Source organism: Tildeniella sp. (assembly GCF_059505325.1).
On the sequence record NZ_JCACKI010000027.1, the window covers coordinates 23,110 to 39,223 of the forward strand.

Consider the following 16,114-nt stretch of genomic DNA (forward strand, 5'->3'; position numbering starts at 1 on the left):
TTCCACCGTACAATGCTGACAGACGTGACTATTGAACGGTAAGCGCTATGCCAATCAAACGCGGTGACTTTGTACGAGCAGTGAAGGATAAGCTGGAAAACAGTCTGGAGGCACAGGCAAGTGACCCTCGCTTTTCATCCTACATCTTTGAGACGAAGGGTGAAGTCGTTGATCTGAGCGGCGACTATGCCCTGGTTCAGTTCGGCATTACTCCAACACCAAACATCTGGCTGCGGCAGGATCAGCTCGAAGCGTTTGAGTAGGAAGGTAAGGAGAGAGGAGAGAGGAGAGAGGTGTGAATGCTAAAAATCAGCATGGTGGGTAACGAACTCTATGGTTGGGGAACGTTGCTAGACTGACTCTTCATCACTCATTGCTTTTGTTACCCTCACTCCTTACCCCTCATACCTCTCCTCTCATGCTAAGCCCGTCTACGATCGCCTGTTCCCCGCCCCGCGTTACGGTTGTTGGTTCTGGCAACGTGGGTAGCGCCCTGGCACAGCGACTTGCCGAGAAAAATCTTGCCGATGTCGTGCTGCTGGATGTGGTGGAAGGTCGCCCTCAAGGGTTGGCGCTCGATTTGATGCAGGCACGGGGCATGGAGCGGCACGATCGCCAGATTGTTGGCACCAATGATTACGCTGATACCGCCGACTCTGATGTGGTCGTCATCACAGCCGGACTGCCACGCAAACCGGGTATGAGCCGCGATGATTTGATGCTGACGAACGGCAAGATTGTTTTGGACGTGACGAAGCAGGCGATCGTCCATTCGCCCAATACGATCTTCATCGTGGTGACGAATCCCCTCGACCAGATGACCCATATCACCTGGAAAGCCAGCGGACTTCCTGTGCATCAAGTGATGGGCATGGCGGGTGTGCTGGATTCTGCCCGCTTTCAAACCTTTGTGGCGATGGCATTGGGTGTATCAACCAGCGACATTAGCGCCACTGTATTGGGCAGTCATGGTGATCTCATGGTGCCGTTGCCCCGCTATACCACCGTGAATGGTATTCCCATTACGGAACTGATGGCTGCTGATGCGATCGAGCGCCTGATCGATCGCACTCGTAAAGGTGGTGCTGAAATTGTGGACTTGATGAAAACGGGAAGTGCCTTTTACGCACCTGCCTCGTCTACCTATGTCATGGTGGAATCAATTTTGCTCAACAAGTGCCGCATTCTGCCCGTCACTACTTATCTTGAAGGTCAGTACGGATTGCGTGATGTGTTTGTCGGCGTGCCCTGCCGTCTGGGCTGCCAGGGCATCGAAAGCGTGCTAGAACTGGACTTGACCGATGCCGAACGATCGGCGTTACACGCATCAGCCGAAGCGGTGAGACAAACCAGCGATCGGATTGACGAATTGTTAGAGTCCAGTCATTAAACATTGGAGAAGGTTGGCATGAACCAGGTCGATCGCGTCAGTCTGCTGCTTGTCAGACGGTTACTTGCTAGCATGTTGGTTGGGCTTGCCACGCTAGGCGTGGGGTCTACAGTTGCAACTGCTCATCCAGTTTCAGACTCGATCAAACAAGCAAGCACTCCAACTGCTTCTAAAAGCCAACTCCGCGAAAGTGAGATTCGCGCTATTTTTAACGCGACGAAACTAGCGGCGGAGCAAAAAGATGTGGAGGGCATCATGAAGTATATGGCTCCCAACATCACTATCAAAATGACCTTAAAGTTAGACAATGGTTCTCAGAGCCTCAACCTGACGCGAGCGCAGTACCAACAATATCTCCAGCAAGGCTTTGAGGCAACGCAACGGTATAGCAGCAAGTACACCAACCTCAAAGTTAAGATTGCGCCTGATGGAAAAACGGGCACAGCATCCTACACGCTGTTAGAAGAAGCAACACTCAAAGGACAACCCGTCACACTCGTGTCAACCTCTCAAGAAACGATCAAATTTGAACGCATCAAGGGAGAAATTTTGGCAACCGCAGTGACGAGCGATTCTACGATCGTGGTCAAGTAGAAGCAGTTAACGGCTAAACGCCAGAAACACTAGATCCCCGACTTCTCAAAAAAGTCGGGGATCTAACACAAATTCTTTTCTGTGGGCGATCAAACTTGATTGAGTCTAAAAATCAACTCTGTACATACGCTTTCAGTTATCTGCCCTTCAAGAACAGGATTCGCAAGTCTAAAAATCAACTCTTTCAATAATTCTTGCTTACTTTCTTCATACTCAACATCTTCTCGCCCCTCAATCAAATTAGCCCAACGTTCAAGGCTGTCAACAGAGAAATCACTGATCAAAAAATGTTTTAACACATTGATTGCGTGCGAACCATCAAACGTTACTACAGCAGCAGACTCGCAATCCCAATCTAGCTACCTTAGCTTCTGTGAAATTAGATCTAAAGGTTTCGAGAAAGATAATAAATCTTTTAGAATATCCGAACGATCATACTCCATAACTTCTGCAGCTAAAATGCCATTTTTTTCTGTTCTTAGTCTACTCAAAATCAGATAGAGAGGATATTAGCGACAAAGAGATCCGCAAAATACTGGGTGAGTTCTATGAAAATGATTAGGTAAACCAGTCCTTTACCGAAAGGACAGACGCAATCTTATGGAGCGTCAGTTATTCTTAAGCTTTGAGGCTGTTTGAAAAGTGTCTGGCGGTTAAAACCGCGACTACGTAAACGAAGTCCGCCTGCGCGGACTACCTCAGCACGAGGGTTTTGGAACCTGCGTAGGCAGGTTTTGTGCGTGTAGCCGCGACTTCAGTCGCCAGAGCGACACGCATCTGGACTTTTAAAACATCCTCTTAGAGAAGTTGAGGGCAGACTGATGAAAGCGATTGAAGTCACAGGTGTTGTGGACGAGCAAGGGAATCTATCCCTTTACGAGCCTGTGCCAGCGTTCGCTCATGGTGATGTGCGTGTCATCATTCTGTATCCTGAATCCACAGAAGAGGAAGATCCGGACGACACTTCTATTGACGAAATAAAAGCAAATCTACGCAGAGCATTGCACCAGGCAAAAACGGGACAAAGAATTCCATTGGCTCAAATGTGGGAAGGCATTGACGCAGACTAAGCCACGTACCGACCATCGTTCTTTAATTGTGCAGATCGGCATCCCAAACGCCGATGTAAATGCGATCGCTGCTGTTTCGTTGAATCACACCTTTCAAATTGCCTTTTGAGAACGTATATTCGTTCGCTTTTCGTTGTTTTACGGCTTCCAACTTGTCTAGCAAATCATTCGCCTGTCCACCCGTCATGTTGTTGAGGGCGACTTTCATTTGGAGCGTATCCACCGATTGCGCAAAGGAGGCTTCGGTTTGGCGGACGTTGCCAGAAGCGCGATCGTAAATATATGCCAGCGTCACGGCATTGGGCACTACTTCGTACAAGGCTGTGCGAGTATCGCCCCAAACGCCCTTATCGGTACGAGATGGTTTGCCCAGTGCGGCTTCAACTTCACGTTCAGAGGTGCCTACGGGGAAACCCGGAATAGTTGGAACTTCGGCTGAGGGACGATCGTTCGCTGGCTCTGGCTCAACGGATGGCGATGGTTCAGGCGATCGCTCAACCTTTGGCGGTTCAGTCGGTTTCGGTGAGGGGCTAGGTGGTAATGGCTTGGATGAGGCGGCGATCGATGGAGATAAGGATGGTGACGGGCTGGGTTCTTCTACTCGCAGTTCCGTTGTCGGTTGAGGCTTATAAAAAATAGCAACCAGCGCCGTTGCCAACATTGTGAGTAGCACCAAACCCAGTAGTATCGGCAGCGTATAACGAGCAGCACTACGTGGAGTTGTAGCAGGCGATCGGGTGTTTTCTGCAAGAGTTCCACCGCGTGGCATCGTGCCTTTAACAAGCGACTGTTGTTGAGGCGATCGTCGTCCCACCGCCAGAGTTGCCGCTGTTTGGGTGGGCTGTACAGAGGCGGCAGGCTGAAATGGCGAAATCGGTGCGGCACCAGTCGAGGAGCCATCGGGCAACAAAGCAAGCCATTCCTCCATGCTGCTTGGTCGGTAGCGCACATCCACTGCCATACCGCGAACGATCGCTTGGTTCGTAGCAGCACTGAGTTCGGGGCGCAGTTCACGCGGATCGGGTAACGGTTGGCGATCGCGCAAAATCGACGCAGTGGGTACGCGTGCGGTTAGAAGTGCATACAGCGTTGCCGCGAGTCCATACACATCAGTAGCAGGGGTACGTTTTTCTTCAGAAAGATACTGTTCGATCGGGGCATAGCCTGCCGAAATCAAGCTGGTGTGGGTTTGCGTGGAACCGGGTGTAAATTCGCGGGCAATGCCAAAGTCAATGAGCACCACTTCTTGCGTACCCTGGCGCAGAATGATGTTTTGGGGCTTGATATCCCGATGCAGCAAGCCGTTTTGATGCACGACCTTCAGTGCATTGCCGATCTGACGGGCGTAGTGGATGGCGATCGCCTCTGCTAATGGCTGATTAGGAAACACCAGCGTTTCGAGATTAGGACCCGGAATATAGTCCATCACCATGTACGCCTGACCCGCTTCCACGAAAAAATCGCTGACGCGGACAATGTTGGGATGCACACACAGCGCTAACCGTCGCGCCTCATCCTGAAACTTGCGCTGATAGTCGGCATAATCGGGTTCGTAGCGCAGGGATTCATTCAGGGTTTTGATGACAACGGTTTGACCCAAAAAGTGATGGGTGGCTTTGAACGTGATGCCAAAGCCACCACGCCCTAATTCTTCGTCGAGGGTGTACTTACCGCCCTGTAGCTGCTGACCAATCAAGGAATTCATAGCAGCAGTCTATCAAATTCTTGAGTGCCACCTGTAATGAACATCTTTGAGATCCCCGACTTTTTGCAAAAAGTCGGGGATCTGGGTATATACGATCGCTTAAGAGTTTGAATGCTTTTTAGCCCATGCCTCCAAAAAGCCAAGCGTCACCTTCGATTCATTGCCTTCTGCTAAACCGCTACCAAAGAAGGCACCCACATCCGTAAAGTCATCGCCACCTGCCAGATCAGACAAGCTACGAAACGCAATGAATGGAATTTCATTGGCGTAGGCAACATGAGCAAGCGCTGTGGTTTCCATATCCACCGATACCGCTTTAATTGTTTTGAAAAGGTAGTCGCGGTAGTTGGGATTGGCGAGGAAGGCAGGTCCAGCCACACCTCTTCCGCCGACACGCACTACAGGTTGCACCGAAACACAGAGATTGGGATTTCTAGTACCACACTGATCCAGTTGAACGTTCACACTTTTGGCAACTGCCAGCATTTCTGGATCTACTTTATAGTCAAATTTGAACTCGCCATCCGGGAAATTTGAGTCGCTTCTGACAAACGTATCGCGCATAAATAAACCAGTGCCCACTGCCCCACCGGGTGTTGGCACTTGATAGTCAGAATTCGGTGTGCTGGTAAATTCGGATAGCTTCAAGCCCAAACACAGCAAGTCTCCTGGCGTACCACAGGGAGCGGGAAGATTACTGTCACCGTTCCAATACACCTCTAAAGGAAATGCCCATTTGCTGGGAATCACCACATCACCAATTTTATTGTCAGGGTCGATGCCTCCAGCAATGCCGCTCAGCAGCAGATGGTTAATGTTAAAATTATCAACCATTAATTGAGTGATCATCGTTGCATTCTCAATACTGATGCCACTCAAAACAATGACGATACGATTGCCTCTGAGATTGCCTGTTGTAAAGATGTTGCCGTTAATTTTATATTCACGTTTGCTAGTGGTTTCTGCCAGCAGAATGGCGGCTTCTTCGCCAAACGCAGAAACAATACCCAGGCGTGATTTACATTCAGTGAGGCAGCGTTTTTGTTTGGTTTCTTTGGCGCTGACTTGAGCGATCGTCATCACAAGACAAAGCAGTGCGATGATGAAAATGCGTTTGATTCTCGAAACCGACATACTGGTATTGCTCCACAGATTTAGAGGTGCTGATTGAGCTCAGGGCAACGCGGCATTGGATGTGAAGCGTATCGTTAGTGATGAGACATGGAACAGTCACATCCGTAGTTGCACGCAGAAGCACCAGGCTCAAAAGCAAAATATCCTGGTTTGTCTCGCTTTGTTGACACGATCGACACATTTGAGACGATGGTACGTTTAAGTAACAGTCCCTTAACTGGAGCGGTTCATGGTGCCGAATGACGCAAGACGCGAACCAACCTCAACAAGCATCGCTGTAGAGTTCTTGGACGTTGGCTTTATGGCGGGTAGTCGATCGCTGCTCTCAGGGCTAAATTTCGCTATTCAATCTGGTGAAGCGCTGGTGTTGCTGGGTCGGAGTGGGTCGGGCAAAACCACCACGATGAAGCTGATTAATCGGTTGCTAACTCCCACGAGCGGACAGGTAAAGGTTGAGGGCAAGTCAACTACTGAGTGGGATGTCATTCAACTACGGCGACAGATTGGTTATGTCATCCAGGAGACAGGGTTGTTTCCCCACTTTACGATCGAACGCAATGTCGGCTTGGTGCCTCAACTCCAGAACTGGCAGCCCAAACGCATCAAAGCTCGTGTCCATGAACTACTGGATCTGGTGGGGTTAGAGCCTGCTCAGTTTGCCGATCGCTATCCCAATCAGCTTTCCGGTGGACAACGGCAGCGCGTGGGGGTGGCTCGTGCCCTGGCAGCCGATCCGCCCATTCTGCTGATGGATGAACCGTTTGGTGCCCTTGACCCCATCACGCGCCTGGAACTCCAGCAAGAATTTCGACGGCTCCAGCAAGAACTCGGCAAAACCGTTGTCTTTGTCACCCATGATATTCAAGAAGCGTTTGTGCTGGCATCGCGCATTGGTTTGATGCAGGATGGTCGCTTGGTGGTGCTGGGGACAGCGGAAGAGTTTTTGCGATCGACCGAACCAGAGGCACAAACGTTTCTTAAAACGCTACGAACATTGGAACAGATTCAAGAACGGTAATCCAGATATAAAACAATTGGTGCTGGCAGGAATTATGTTCAGGAATGATTTTTTATTGACAAATCGAAATTACTCAGCGCTAGTTTAAGCCCTTCCCACAAGCTGGTTTGGGATAGCATAGAGTTAGTTTCAGAGGCGTGAATGGGTTATGACCTCGGTATCAAGCGAACCGTCAACTATAGTCCTCACAGAACGTGGGCTGACGATCGCAGGCACTCGTATCACCCTTTACGATGTCATGGATCATCTTGCAGCAGGATGGGCACCCAAGTTAATTCTGAACTGGCTGCCTCTGACAGAAGCACAACTCAATGCAGCACTCTCCTACATTGATGCTAACCGCTCGGAGGTTGAAGCAGACTGTCAGACTGTTTTAAGGGAAACTCAAGAGCGTCGTGAGTACTGGGAGATCAAAAATCGTGAGCGCTTGACGGAAATTTCTCAAATGCCTCCAAAGCCGGGGCAGGAAGCCATTCATGCTAAACTTCAAGCCTGGAAAGCCAAGCTTGGCTTAACTGCATGATGGTTCTCGTTGATTACAATTTGACGGGCTATATCGTTCTGTTTCAGGGCACCTTGGCAGCGGATGGTTGGCTTGAGTTGTTATCCATTCGTTTTGTCACCTTGAAAGAGGCTGGATTAGCGGTTGATACGAACGATCGAATCATCTGGCAGTTCGCGCAGTCTCATCAAATGCTTTTACTCACTGCAAACCGGAATGCCAAGGGAAAAGACTCACTAGAACAAACCATTCGTGAAGAGAGTACATCGACATCATTGCCAGTACTTACGGTTGGAAGTCTAGATCGAATCATTGAACAAGAGTATCGTGAACAATGTAGCGCCCGTATTGCTGACATCGTGCTGTCTATCGAAAATTATCTGGGGGTCAGTCGTATTTTCATTCCATGAGGCTGTCGGCTTCAGTTGACGATGATGGCAATCGCGATCGTCTCATTAGCAATTGCCGTCTAATGACCTGCTTGAACCCGACTGCCGAAAGGTTTTCTGCTGTAGGCACTAAGCAAATTACGACAAGTCTGGTAACTGATGGCGCAATGGGTTCTGCTCAGTTACACGCGAAAATCAACTCATATGAATAATTTTTTTCTTGTTCGTTATGCGCCGGAGATTTTGCAACGTACCGGGGAGCATCTGTACCTGGTGGCGATCGCCATTCTCATTGCGACCCTCATCGGCATTCCGCTGGGCATTCTGATTACCCGGAAACCTGCGCTGCGTCAATCTGTTCTGGGCACAGCGAACATTCTGCAAATTATTCCCAGTCTGGCGCTGTTTGGGCTATTGGTAACAGTGCCGCCTGCGTTGGGTGGAGGCATTGGCGATCCGCCTGCGATCGTGGCTCTCACGCTTTATTCCTTTCTGCCTATCATTCGCGGCACCTACACGGGGATTATGAGCGTTGACCCAGCCATTCGGGAAGCCGGACGGGGGATGGGCATGACGGACTGGCAGCTATTATCGCAGGTTGAAATGCCGCTGGCGTTGGGGGTCATTTTGTCAGGCATTCGAGTCGCTACGGTGATCGCGATCGGCACGGCGACCATTGCAACGGCGATCGGGGCAGGCGGCTTGGGCATTTTCATCTTTCGGGGCATTTCGGCACTGAATAATCAACTCATTCTGGCGGGTGTCATTCCTGCTGCCGTGCTGGCGCTCATGGCAGACTTTGGCATTGGTTGGCTAGAGCATCGCCTGACACGACGAGGGGGTAAGCCTGCATGAGTACAGCCGTCCGAATCAAGGGTCAGATTCAATCGGGTGTGGGGGGTGGGGTGTTGGGTGTAGTAAAGACAAAGGAAAACCGCTATCAATCGCTACTGGCGTGGCTTCTCATGGCGATCGTGCTGCTGACGACGATCGCCAGTTGTAGCGCAAATCCATCTGGCAACAGTGGACGTGGCGATATCGTCATCGGAGCCAAAGCGTTTACCGAGCAGGACGTTCTGGGTGAACTGCTGGCACAACAGATTGAGGCAAAAACGGGTTTGAAGGTGGCTCGTCGGTTGCAGCTTGGGGATACGCTGGTTTGCCACAATGCCTTGCTGTCAGGACAAATCGACCTCTACCCCGAATACACGGGTACGGCATTCTCAACCATTCTCAAGCAGAAGACGATCGGTGATGTACAAGAAGTCTACCGTCAGGTCAAAGACGACTATGCTCAACAGTTCAAGCTGGCAGTGATGCCGCCGTTGGGCTTCCAGAATACGTTTGCGATGATTGTGCGGGGTGACATGGCGCGATCGCTCAACCTCAAAACGCTCTCTCAAGCGGCACAGTACATTCCGCAATGGCAGGCTGGCTTCGGCTATGAATTCACCGAACGTCAGGAATACGCCAACATGGTCAAAACCTACGACTTCAAGTTCACCAAAGCGCCACGTTTATTGAATCTGGGGCTACTTTACCGGGCGCTGCTGCAAAAACAAGTGGATCTGGTGGCAGGCAACTCTACGGATGGACAAATTACCCGATCGGACTTTGTCATTCTTGAAGACGATCGACACGCCTTTCCACCGTATGAAGCAGCGGCGATCGTCCGTGAGGCAACGCTGCAAAAATATCCTCAGGTGCGTACCGCCCTTGAACAACTGGCAGGCAAAATTTCTCCCGACGAAATGCAGCACTTAAATTATCTGGTTGATGGTGAACTGCGCGATCTCAAAGACGTAGTTCAAACCTTTCGTCAGTCCAAAAATCTCTAGGATCTGCGGTCTAGAGACTTTAGAATGGCAATAGTGCATTTTTGCCTTCCTTCCAGTTTTTGTCTTCCTTAAGCTATGCCCACGATCGAACGCAAACCCATTCTGCTTGATTTTGAAAAGCCTCTCGCAGATCTGGAGGCACGAATTATTCAAATTCGTGAACTTGCAGAAGAAAATGATGTCGATGTTACTGATGAGATCCGTCAGCTTGAGGCACGCGCTGTGCAACTTCGTCAGGAAATTTTTAGCGGGCTGTCACCCACTCAGCAGCTTCAAGTTGCACGACATCCCCGTCGCCCCAGCACGTTGGACTATATTCAGTCCATCAGCGATGAGTGGATGGAGCTACACGGCGATCGCGGCGGCTTTGATGACCCAGCCCTAGTCGGTGGCGTTGCTCGTCTTGCTGGTCGCCCTGTTGTCATGTTGGGGCAGCAAAAAGGACGCGACACCAAAGACAACATTACGCGCAACTTTGGCATGGCATCGCCCGGAGGCTATCGCAAAGCCATTCGGTTGATGGAACACGCCGATCGCTTTGGGATGCCAATTTTGACCTTTATTGATACCCCAGCGGCTTGGCCCGGGCTGGATGCCGAAGCGTTTGGACAGGGCGAAGCGATCGCCTACAACCTGCGCGAAATGTTTCGCTTTGACGTACCCATCATCTGCACGGTGATTGGGGAAGGCGGCTCTGGTGGTGCGTTGGGTATTGGTGTAGGCGATCGCCTGCTGATGTTTGAGCACTCAGTCTACAGCGTTGCACCACCAGAAGCGTGTGCTGCGATCCTCTGGCGTGATGCCAGCAAGGCACAGCAGGCAGCCGAAGCATTGAAAATTACTGCATCCGACCTCAAGCAACTCGGCATTATTGATGAAATTTTGCCAGAACCGATCGGCGCTGCTCATGCTGATCCAGTAAAAACAACCGAGATTCTTAAAGAAGCACTGCTGCGACACCTGACCGAACTTGATCAAATGACCAGTCAGCAGCGACGAGAATTGCGCTATCAGAAGTTTCGAGCGATCGGTGTTTTTAGCGAACACCCAGTTTGAGCTAAAGCATACCAACTCAAACCTGCACTCAATGATGGGAGCTATCAGCCAGCACTGACGGCTTCAGACTGACAAGCGCTCAAGTTTCTGCTCTATTTTTGCTAGTGTGAGTGATATAATGAGTTCGTAACAAATGTTTACATTTTTCGGCGAGCGTTCCATCTTCTCCACTTGTCTTTTTGAAACTAACGTTCGGAATCGGTATGCATCAAGCTTGACATCGGTTGAAAGCGCGGCGACCGCTAGTCTTGGTTGTTAGACGTTTTGCTTGAGCTTTTCAACCCTGTGACTAGCGACGATAAACGCCTTTTTTCTCATTTCTCGTTCAGCTTCGGCTGCTAAACTCATTGACCAAAGCGGTAACGTTGCCGCGCGTGACATCAGTGAGTTTTGACACGCTCACACCTTAGGATATCAAAACTGTTTCATGACGTCTCAAAGCGAACGGTATGCTCTTGTAACGGGAGCAGGCAGCGGCATCGGCAGAGCAACAGCGTTGGCATTTGCTCAGGTAGGCATCCACCTTGCATTAGTCGGTCGCACTCGATCGAAGTTGGAAGCTGTTGCTACAGAAGTAGCTCAGCATGGAGTGAAGGTGGCATGTTACTCCATTGACTTGCTGGAGGTAGAGCAGGTGCGGGAAAAAATAGCGACGATCGCCGCCAGTTTTGGACCCATCAACATTCTTGTTAACAACGCTGGCATGGGCTACACTGCATCGCTTGGCAATACGCCTCTAGCAGACTGGCAGCGCGTCCTCACGTTGAATCTGACCAGCGTATTTCAGTGCATTCAAGGCATTTTGCCGTCCATGCGCGAACGTCAGCAGGGTACCATCATCAACGTGTCCTCGATCGCTGGACAACAAGTGTTTCCCGAGTGGGGAGCATATTGCGTCAGCAAATTTGGTCTGGTGGCATTATCCAAAACGCTAGCCGCTGAGGAACGTTACAACGGTATCCGTGTCGTCACGATCTCACCAGGTTCCGTCAACACTCCTATTTGGGACACTGACACGGTTCATGCCGATTTCGATCGCTCATCCATGCTGACACCAGAAACGGTCGCCCAGTCAATTCTCTACGCTGCATTGCTGCCCCAGGAAGCAGTAATCGAAGATATGACCCTCATGTCAAGTGTTGGCGCGCTTTAGGGTCTGGCTGTGCAGCAGGCTTTTACAGAGTCGTAGGGACGTTATATGTAACATCCCTACTTAACAAACGTTCACATTGTCACATTACCTACATTTGACTCACATGACTATTGCGTCTTCTAACGGTCCTAATGGTTCCCAGCCTGCGGAAAAAAAAGCTAAAAAATTGACCACTCGCCCCGATCGCAACACGCTAGATGGTGTGCAAGAACCAAAGCTACAAACACCTCCCGAAGCACTGCAAGACGAGATGATGGCGGCTGTTAAAACGATGTTGCTCGGCGTTGGCGAAGACCCCGATCGTGAGGGCTTGCTCAAAACACCCAAGCGGGTCGCCGAGGCTATGCGCTTTCTGACCAGTGGCTACCATCAATCGCTAGAAGAACTCGTCAACGGTGCCATTTTTGATGAAGGTCACAACGAAATGGTGCTCGTTCGGGATATTACCGCCTTTAGCCTTTGCGAACATCATATGCTGCCGTTTATGGGCAAAGTGCACGTTGCCTATATCCCCAATCAAAAAGTCGTCGGGTTGAGTAAACTCGCACGCATCGTCGAAATGTACTCTCGCCGCTTGCAAGTGCAAGAGCGTCTTACCCGCCAGATCGCTGAAGCCGTCCAGACGATTCTGGAACCCCAGGGCGTTGCTGTTGTCATGGAAGCCACGCACATGTGCATGGTGATGCGGGGTGTCCAAAAGCCGGGTTCCTGGACAGTCACTAGCGCGATGGTTGGTGTGTTTCAGGAAGACCATCGAACCCGTGAAGAGTTCTTGAACTTGATTCGCCATCAGCCCTCCTGGTAGCGGAAAGCACCCGCTCAGTCAAATATCTGGCACGGTTATATGCCTGCTTCAAGTCCCTTTCCTCCTGCCAGGAGAGGGATTTTTGTTGGCAAAGTGAACCATTTGGCATTCGATACTGTCTCACAATCTGGAACGGTGCGATAGCTGGCTGTATTTCTTTATGTAATTTTTGTAGAGCTTTAGGTGCCGCTTTATGATGAAATCAATTCAACGAACGGCTTTGAATGTGGGCGATCGTGTCCGTCTCGTACGCGGATCAATGCGAGGTCATATGGCGACGATCGCGGCTGTGAACGATGGCGCTTATTTTCTAAAAGGAGATTGGACAAAGCAAACAGGCTTCGTGCTGGTAAAGTATGGACCAGTCGAGCCAGACTCTCTGGAAAAGCTTTAACTGTCTAGCCATGCTCAGAGATGTATGGAGTTCCATCCCTGAGTGCTGATTTGGATGCTAAGCGGCTAGACGGCTTACTCCACTGGTGTGAAGTACACCTGAAACAGTGCAACAAGGCTTGCGATCGCTGTACAAAAGCCTAAGAGAAACGAAACGCCGATAAAGAGAGCTGTCATTGTCCGCATGAAGTGAGTTTCTTCTAGAATCGCAGGTTGCAATTCCTTTTGGGAAAAGAATGCGTAAAAGCTTAATGAAGAGACCGTGAACCTCCCGAACCGTGTACGGTGTAAGAAAACAACCATTACACTCTGAACTATGGGCAGAAAAGCTAGCTTTTGGCTGTTGTGGCTTGGATTCGTCACCTACGCGTTTTTCCTGGCTCCCCCCGATCGCCCCGACACCCTAGAACTAATCAAGCACCTTTCAACGGGACAAATTGCAGGCATCAATCCGCTGGTTGTGGCACTGTTCAACATTATGGGTGTGCTACCTGTTATCTATAGCTGCGTATTGTTCATTGATGGCAGGATGCAGAAGATTCCAGCATGGTTGTTTGCAACGGCATCGTTTGCAGTGGGAGCGTTTGCCATCGTGCCGTACTTGGCGTTACGAGAGCCGAACACGTCCTTTGTTGGCAAGAAAACATGGTTGCTCAAGCTTTTGGATTCGCGCTGGCTGGGACTGGTGCTGGCGATCGCCACGCTGAGTCTACTGTTTTACGGCATTCGGCAGGGAGACTGGACTGACTTTGTGCAGCAGTGGCGATCGAGCCGTTTTATTCACGTGATGAGCCTGGATTTTTGCTTGCTCTCGCTGCTCTTTCCAGCGCTATTGCGGGATGATATGGCGCGACGAGGGCTGACTGACGATCGATTATTTTGGGTTATTGCGCTGCTGCCGTTGCTGGGTGCGATCGGCTATCTGGTTTTGCGTCCAGCGTTACCTGAGCAGACTGAGGGTAAAGTGCCACCTCAACCGAGCTACCCCACATCAGCGGACGCTGGTTAACCGATGACGATCAGTTAACCTCACGTCATCACTTCACCAGGTACTGCTGTAGATAATGCTCAAACTGCGCCTCTAGCTGCTCGATCGTCAGGGAACGTGTCCAGTATTCGGTGAGGGCGTGACCAAACGCCCAGGCGTTGCGATCGGGTGTCGTGGCATTGTTTAGCAACAGCGACCACAAACCCAGCAGGTCAAAATTACGCGCGTTTGGCAGATCGGCATTCAATAACGTGAACAGGTCGTATGCCATCTGGAGTTTGCCTAGCACCACTGGCAATTGCTCGACAGGAATTTGCTCTGCCAGAAGATATGCCAATGTCGGCGATCCGGTCGTGAGGGTCGAAATAAAGCGCAGCACGGGGCTTTTGAGCAATGCTGTCAGCCCCTGTGTGGTGGTCATTTGAAAGGTGTAATGGTTAATGATTTTGGCGGCGGCGATCGTGCGGGCATCTAAATCCCGCAGAAACCGAGCAAGGCGAAGCTGCTTAGCAGGCGCGATCGTTTGAATCAGTCCTACCGATAGCTGTTCTGCACCCCAGGCAGCTCGACCCGTCTGTACATCGCCTGTCACGATCGGTACCACTAGCTTGCAAAAATCACCCAACAACCCAGCGCGATACTCTGTGGCTTCCCGAATCGCAATTTCTTTGGGACGATCGCCCCATTCCCAGTCATAGGGTGGTGCCCACTCACGGATGGGGCGCAGGCGATCAACCTGAGTGACGACTGCGATCGTGGGCAAGTCTGACACATCTGACTTTGCGTCTTGGAGAAAATCCAGATCCATTTGCAGCGCTGGATCAAGAGCTGGCGTGACCAACAGAAGCAAATCCGCTTGTGCGATGTAGTTGAGCACTTGCTCTCGCAGGTCAGTCCGATTTGCCTGCTCGTAACCAGGTGTATCCCAAAGCGTGAGTGTTTCACCACCATCCGCCTGCCAATGATAATCCTGAATGCGATCGGTACTGGGAAGCACATCTACCTCAGCGCGGCGATCAACAAAGAGAGTATTGATCAAGCTGCTTTTTCCGGCTCCGGTTCGTCCCACCAGCAAAATGTTGATCGGCTTCTGCTCCAGCGCTTCGGCAGGTGCCGCTTGAGACAAGATCTCGCGTAAGGTTTGGGTTTTCGCTTTGGGCAATGAAAGATTAGCAGACGGCAGTTCCAACGTTGCTGGGGACATGCCACCGTAAAGAGCGATCGCCTGTTTACCTAGATTGGTCAAGGCGGCTTCTCGCAAAAGCTGACCCAGATTGACCAACAGCTCCTGCGTAGCACGATTGCTCGATCGCTGAGTTGCTGTTCTTGCTAATGCCGCCACCGGATTCAAAAGCCATTGTGCCCAGTTCCACGCTTGCAGGATCTTACGTGCCGATGGTTCCAACTTCTGGTAAATCTCATAAGCCTGATATGCTTGCCCGATCGTCACCTGATTAAGTGCTGGCGACAGCTTTTGCATCCATTGATCCATGTCTTCGACCGTGCCCCGCATGAGCGCATACGCCTGGGGCACATAGATTTGGAGCAGGGGACGCTGCACCTGCGGGTAGTAGGCGTGGGCAACCGCTTCCACAACCTGCTTACACCGTGCCCAAAACTCAGCCCAACCATCCCAAAGTGGTGGATCAGCACGTGCCTCTTCCAAAATCGTCTGGATGATTGTCTCAGCTTGTTGGAGGCTGCTGCCGATCGGTGTGGCTGCTGCTGCTGTAGCGTCTGCCGCTTCCAGTTCTTCTGTCACCTCAGCAACCACTGCTCGTACCTGTGCCAATGCTGGTTGCGTCCATTTCACCAACAGCCAGCGCCAGATGACAAACATCAGCACCACAACGCCCCAGATCCAGCTAATGCCCCACTGCTGAATCTGAAACCCTGCTGCAATAACGAGAAAGCTGATGATACTGGCGATCGGCAACCCTAATGCCATCCATTGCCATAGTTTTAAGCGCACCATTGCTACCTTTTGAGCGCGGTGTCTCTAGTTTAGGCAATTAGGGTAAGGAAGTGAGGAGTGAGGAGTGAGGAGTGAGGAGTGAGGAGTGAGGAGTGAGGAGTGAG

The 16,114-nt window shown here is 50.9% G+C and carries 18 protein-coding genes; 14 read left to right on the top strand and 4 right to left on the bottom strand.

Annotated elements, in window-relative coordinates:
* Window positions 1–47: 47 nt before the first annotated feature.
* The 3 genes from AC5JO6_RS11160 (at window position 48) to AC5JO6_RS11170 (ending at window position 1,984) form a co-directional block, all read left to right on the top strand.
* Complete coding sequence (locus AC5JO6_RS11160; RefSeq protein WP_496081137.1) at window positions 48–263, top strand: NAD(P)H-quinone oxidoreductase subunit O; 216 nt, start codon at window positions 48–50, stop codon at window positions 261–263.
* 155 nt (window positions 264–418) lie between these two features.
* Window positions 419–1,390 carry a malate dehydrogenase gene (gene mdh, locus AC5JO6_RS11165; protein ID WP_496081138.1) on the top strand — a complete coding sequence of 324 codons (972 nt, stop codon included), beginning with the start codon at window positions 419–421 and terminating at the stop codon, window positions 1,388–1,390.
* An 18-nt stretch (window positions 1,391–1,408) separates the two neighbouring features.
* Window positions 1,409–1,984 carry a nuclear transport factor 2 family protein gene (locus AC5JO6_RS11170; protein ID WP_496081139.1) on the top strand — a complete coding sequence of 192 codons (576 nt, stop codon included), beginning with the start codon at window positions 1,409–1,411 and terminating at the stop codon, window positions 1,982–1,984.
* 89 nt (window positions 1,985–2,073) lie between these two features.
* On the opposite strand, the gene AC5JO6_RS11175 is transcribed toward AC5JO6_RS11170, so the two are convergent.
* Window positions 2,074–2,283 (bottom strand): hypothetical protein, encoded by a 210-nt coding sequence (locus tag AC5JO6_RS11175; RefSeq protein WP_496081140.1) that lies wholly within the window; start codon window positions 2,281–2,283, stop codon window positions 2,074–2,076.
* A gap of 522 nt (window positions 2,284–2,805) precedes the next feature.
* On the opposite strand from AC5JO6_RS11175, the gene AC5JO6_RS11180 reads away from it, so the two are divergent.
* Window positions 2,806–3,054: a type II toxin-antitoxin system RelN family antitoxin gene (locus AC5JO6_RS11180; RefSeq protein ID WP_496081141.1), complete on the top strand. Its 249-nt coding sequence runs from the start codon at window positions 2,806–2,808 to the stop codon at window positions 3,052–3,054.
* A 22-nt stretch (window positions 3,055–3,076) separates the two neighbouring features.
* Here AC5JO6_RS11180 and AC5JO6_RS11185 read toward each other — a convergent pair whose 3' ends face one another.
* Window positions 3,077–4,759, bottom strand: coding sequence for a serine/threonine protein kinase (locus AC5JO6_RS11185; RefSeq protein WP_496081142.1), 1,683 nt, complete (start codon window positions 4,757–4,759; stop codon window positions 3,077–3,079).
* A 99-nt stretch (window positions 4,760–4,858) separates the two neighbouring features.
* Window positions 4,859–5,893 carry a 5'-methylthioadenosine/S-adenosylhomocysteine nucleosidase gene (locus tag AC5JO6_RS11190; RefSeq protein ID WP_496081143.1) on the bottom strand — a complete coding sequence of 345 codons (1,035 nt, stop codon included), beginning with the start codon at window positions 5,891–5,893 and terminating at the stop codon, window positions 4,859–4,861.
* A gap of 229 nt (window positions 5,894–6,122) precedes the next feature.
* Here AC5JO6_RS11190 and AC5JO6_RS11195 point away from each other — a divergent pair, with 229 nt between their 5' ends.
* The 10 genes from AC5JO6_RS11195 (at window position 6,123) to AC5JO6_RS11240 (ending at window position 14,056) form a co-directional block, all read left to right on the top strand.
* The gene (locus AC5JO6_RS11195; protein WP_496081144.1) at window positions 6,123–6,911 is read left to right on the top strand and encodes an ATP-binding cassette domain-containing protein; all 789 of its coding nucleotides are present in this window, start codon (window positions 6,123–6,125) and stop codon (window positions 6,909–6,911) included.
* Window positions 6,912–7,059: 148 nt separating this feature from the next.
* Window positions 7,060–7,434, top strand: coding sequence for a DUF433 domain-containing protein (locus tag AC5JO6_RS11200; protein ID WP_496081145.1), 375 nt, complete (start codon window positions 7,060–7,062; stop codon window positions 7,432–7,434).
* Window positions 7,431–7,823: an ACP S-malonyltransferase gene (locus AC5JO6_RS11205; protein ID WP_496081146.1), complete on the top strand. Its 393-nt coding sequence runs from the start codon at window positions 7,431–7,433 to the stop codon at window positions 7,821–7,823. Before AC5JO6_RS11200 ends, AC5JO6_RS11205 begins: the two co-directional genes overlap by 4 nt.
* Before the next feature lie 183 nt (window positions 7,824–8,006).
* Window positions 8,007–8,657, top strand: coding sequence for an ABC transporter permease (locus tag AC5JO6_RS11210; protein ID WP_496081147.1), 651 nt, complete (start codon window positions 8,007–8,009; stop codon window positions 8,655–8,657).
* 110 nt (window positions 8,658–8,767) lie between these two features.
* On the top strand, window positions 8,768–9,640 hold the full coding sequence (locus AC5JO6_RS11215; protein ID WP_496081181.1) for a glycine betaine ABC transporter substrate-binding protein: 873 nt from the start codon (window positions 8,768–8,770) through the stop codon (window positions 9,638–9,640).
* Between the two features lie 75 nt (window positions 9,641–9,715).
* The gene (locus AC5JO6_RS11220; RefSeq protein WP_496081148.1) at window positions 9,716–10,696 is read left to right on the top strand and encodes an acetyl-CoA carboxylase carboxyltransferase subunit alpha; all 981 of its coding nucleotides are present in this window, start codon (window positions 9,716–9,718) and stop codon (window positions 10,694–10,696) included.
* A 427-nt stretch (window positions 10,697–11,123) separates the two neighbouring features.
* Complete coding sequence (locus tag AC5JO6_RS11225; protein WP_496081149.1) at window positions 11,124–11,849, top strand: SDR family oxidoreductase; 726 nt, start codon at window positions 11,124–11,126, stop codon at window positions 11,847–11,849.
* A gap of 103 nt (window positions 11,850–11,952) precedes the next feature.
* Window positions 11,953–12,654, top strand: coding sequence for a GTP cyclohydrolase I FolE (folE, locus tag AC5JO6_RS11230; RefSeq protein ID WP_496081150.1), 702 nt, complete (start codon window positions 11,953–11,955; stop codon window positions 12,652–12,654).
* 193 nt (window positions 12,655–12,847) lie between these two features.
* Entirely contained in the window at window positions 12,848–13,048 is a 201-nt protein-coding gene (locus AC5JO6_RS11235) for a hypothetical protein (protein ID WP_496081151.1), read from the top strand.
* Window positions 13,049–13,363: 315 nt separating this feature from the next.
* Window positions 13,364–14,056 (top strand): DUF2834 domain-containing protein, encoded by a 693-nt coding sequence (locus AC5JO6_RS11240; RefSeq protein WP_496081152.1) that lies wholly within the window; start codon window positions 13,364–13,366, stop codon window positions 14,054–14,056.
* 28 nt (window positions 14,057–14,084) lie between these two features.
* On the opposite strand, the gene AC5JO6_RS11245 is transcribed toward AC5JO6_RS11240, so the two are convergent.
* Window positions 14,085–16,010: a GTPase family protein gene (locus tag AC5JO6_RS11245; RefSeq protein ID WP_496081153.1), complete on the bottom strand. Its 1,926-nt coding sequence runs from the start codon at window positions 16,008–16,010 to the stop codon at window positions 14,085–14,087.
* Window positions 16,011–16,114: the final 104 nt, after the last annotated feature.

Coding starts and splice junctions, on each gene's coding strand:
- AC5JO6_RS11160 (WP_496081137.1), top strand. CDS start 48: ATGCCAATCAAACGCGGTGACTTTGTACGAGCAGTGAAGGATAAGCTG.
- mdh (WP_496081138.1), top strand. CDS start 419: ATGCTAAGCCCGTCTACGATCGCCTGTTCCCCGCCCCGCGTTACGGTT.
- AC5JO6_RS11170 (WP_496081139.1), top strand. CDS start 1,409: ATGAACCAGGTCGATCGCGTCAGTCTGCTGCTTGTCAGACGGTTACTT.
- AC5JO6_RS11180 (WP_496081141.1), top strand. CDS start 2,806: ATGAAAGCGATTGAAGTCACAGGTGTTGTGGACGAGCAAGGGAATCTA.
- AC5JO6_RS11185 (WP_496081142.1), bottom strand. CDS start 4,759: ATGAATTCCTTGATTGGTCAGCAGCTACAGGGCGGTAAGTACACCCTC.
- AC5JO6_RS11190 (WP_496081143.1), bottom strand. CDS start 5,893: ATGTCGGTTTCGAGAATCAAACGCATTTTCATCATCGCACTGCTTTGT.
- AC5JO6_RS11195 (WP_496081144.1), top strand. CDS start 6,123: ATGGTGCCGAATGACGCAAGACGCGAACCAACCTCAACAAGCATCGCT.
- AC5JO6_RS11200 (WP_496081145.1), top strand. CDS start 7,060: ATGACCTCGGTATCAAGCGAACCGTCAACTATAGTCCTCACAGAACGT.
- AC5JO6_RS11205 (WP_496081146.1), top strand. CDS start 7,431: ATGATGGTTCTCGTTGATTACAATTTGACGGGCTATATCGTTCTGTTT.
- AC5JO6_RS11210 (WP_496081147.1), top strand. CDS start 8,007: ATGAATAATTTTTTTCTTGTTCGTTATGCGCCGGAGATTTTGCAACGT.
- AC5JO6_RS11215 (WP_496081181.1), top strand. CDS start 8,768: ATGGCGATCGTGCTGCTGACGACGATCGCCAGTTGTAGCGCAAATCCA.
- AC5JO6_RS11220 (WP_496081148.1), top strand. CDS start 9,716: ATGCCCACGATCGAACGCAAACCCATTCTGCTTGATTTTGAAAAGCCT.
- AC5JO6_RS11225 (WP_496081149.1), top strand. CDS start 11,124: ATGACGTCTCAAAGCGAACGGTATGCTCTTGTAACGGGAGCAGGCAGC.
- folE (WP_496081150.1), top strand. CDS start 11,953: ATGACTATTGCGTCTTCTAACGGTCCTAATGGTTCCCAGCCTGCGGAA.
- AC5JO6_RS11235 (WP_496081151.1), top strand. CDS start 12,848: ATGATGAAATCAATTCAACGAACGGCTTTGAATGTGGGCGATCGTGTC.
- AC5JO6_RS11240 (WP_496081152.1), top strand. CDS start 13,364: ATGGGCAGAAAAGCTAGCTTTTGGCTGTTGTGGCTTGGATTCGTCACC.
- AC5JO6_RS11245 (WP_496081153.1), bottom strand. CDS start 16,010: ATGGTGCGCTTAAAACTATGGCAATGGATGGCATTAGGGTTGCCGATC.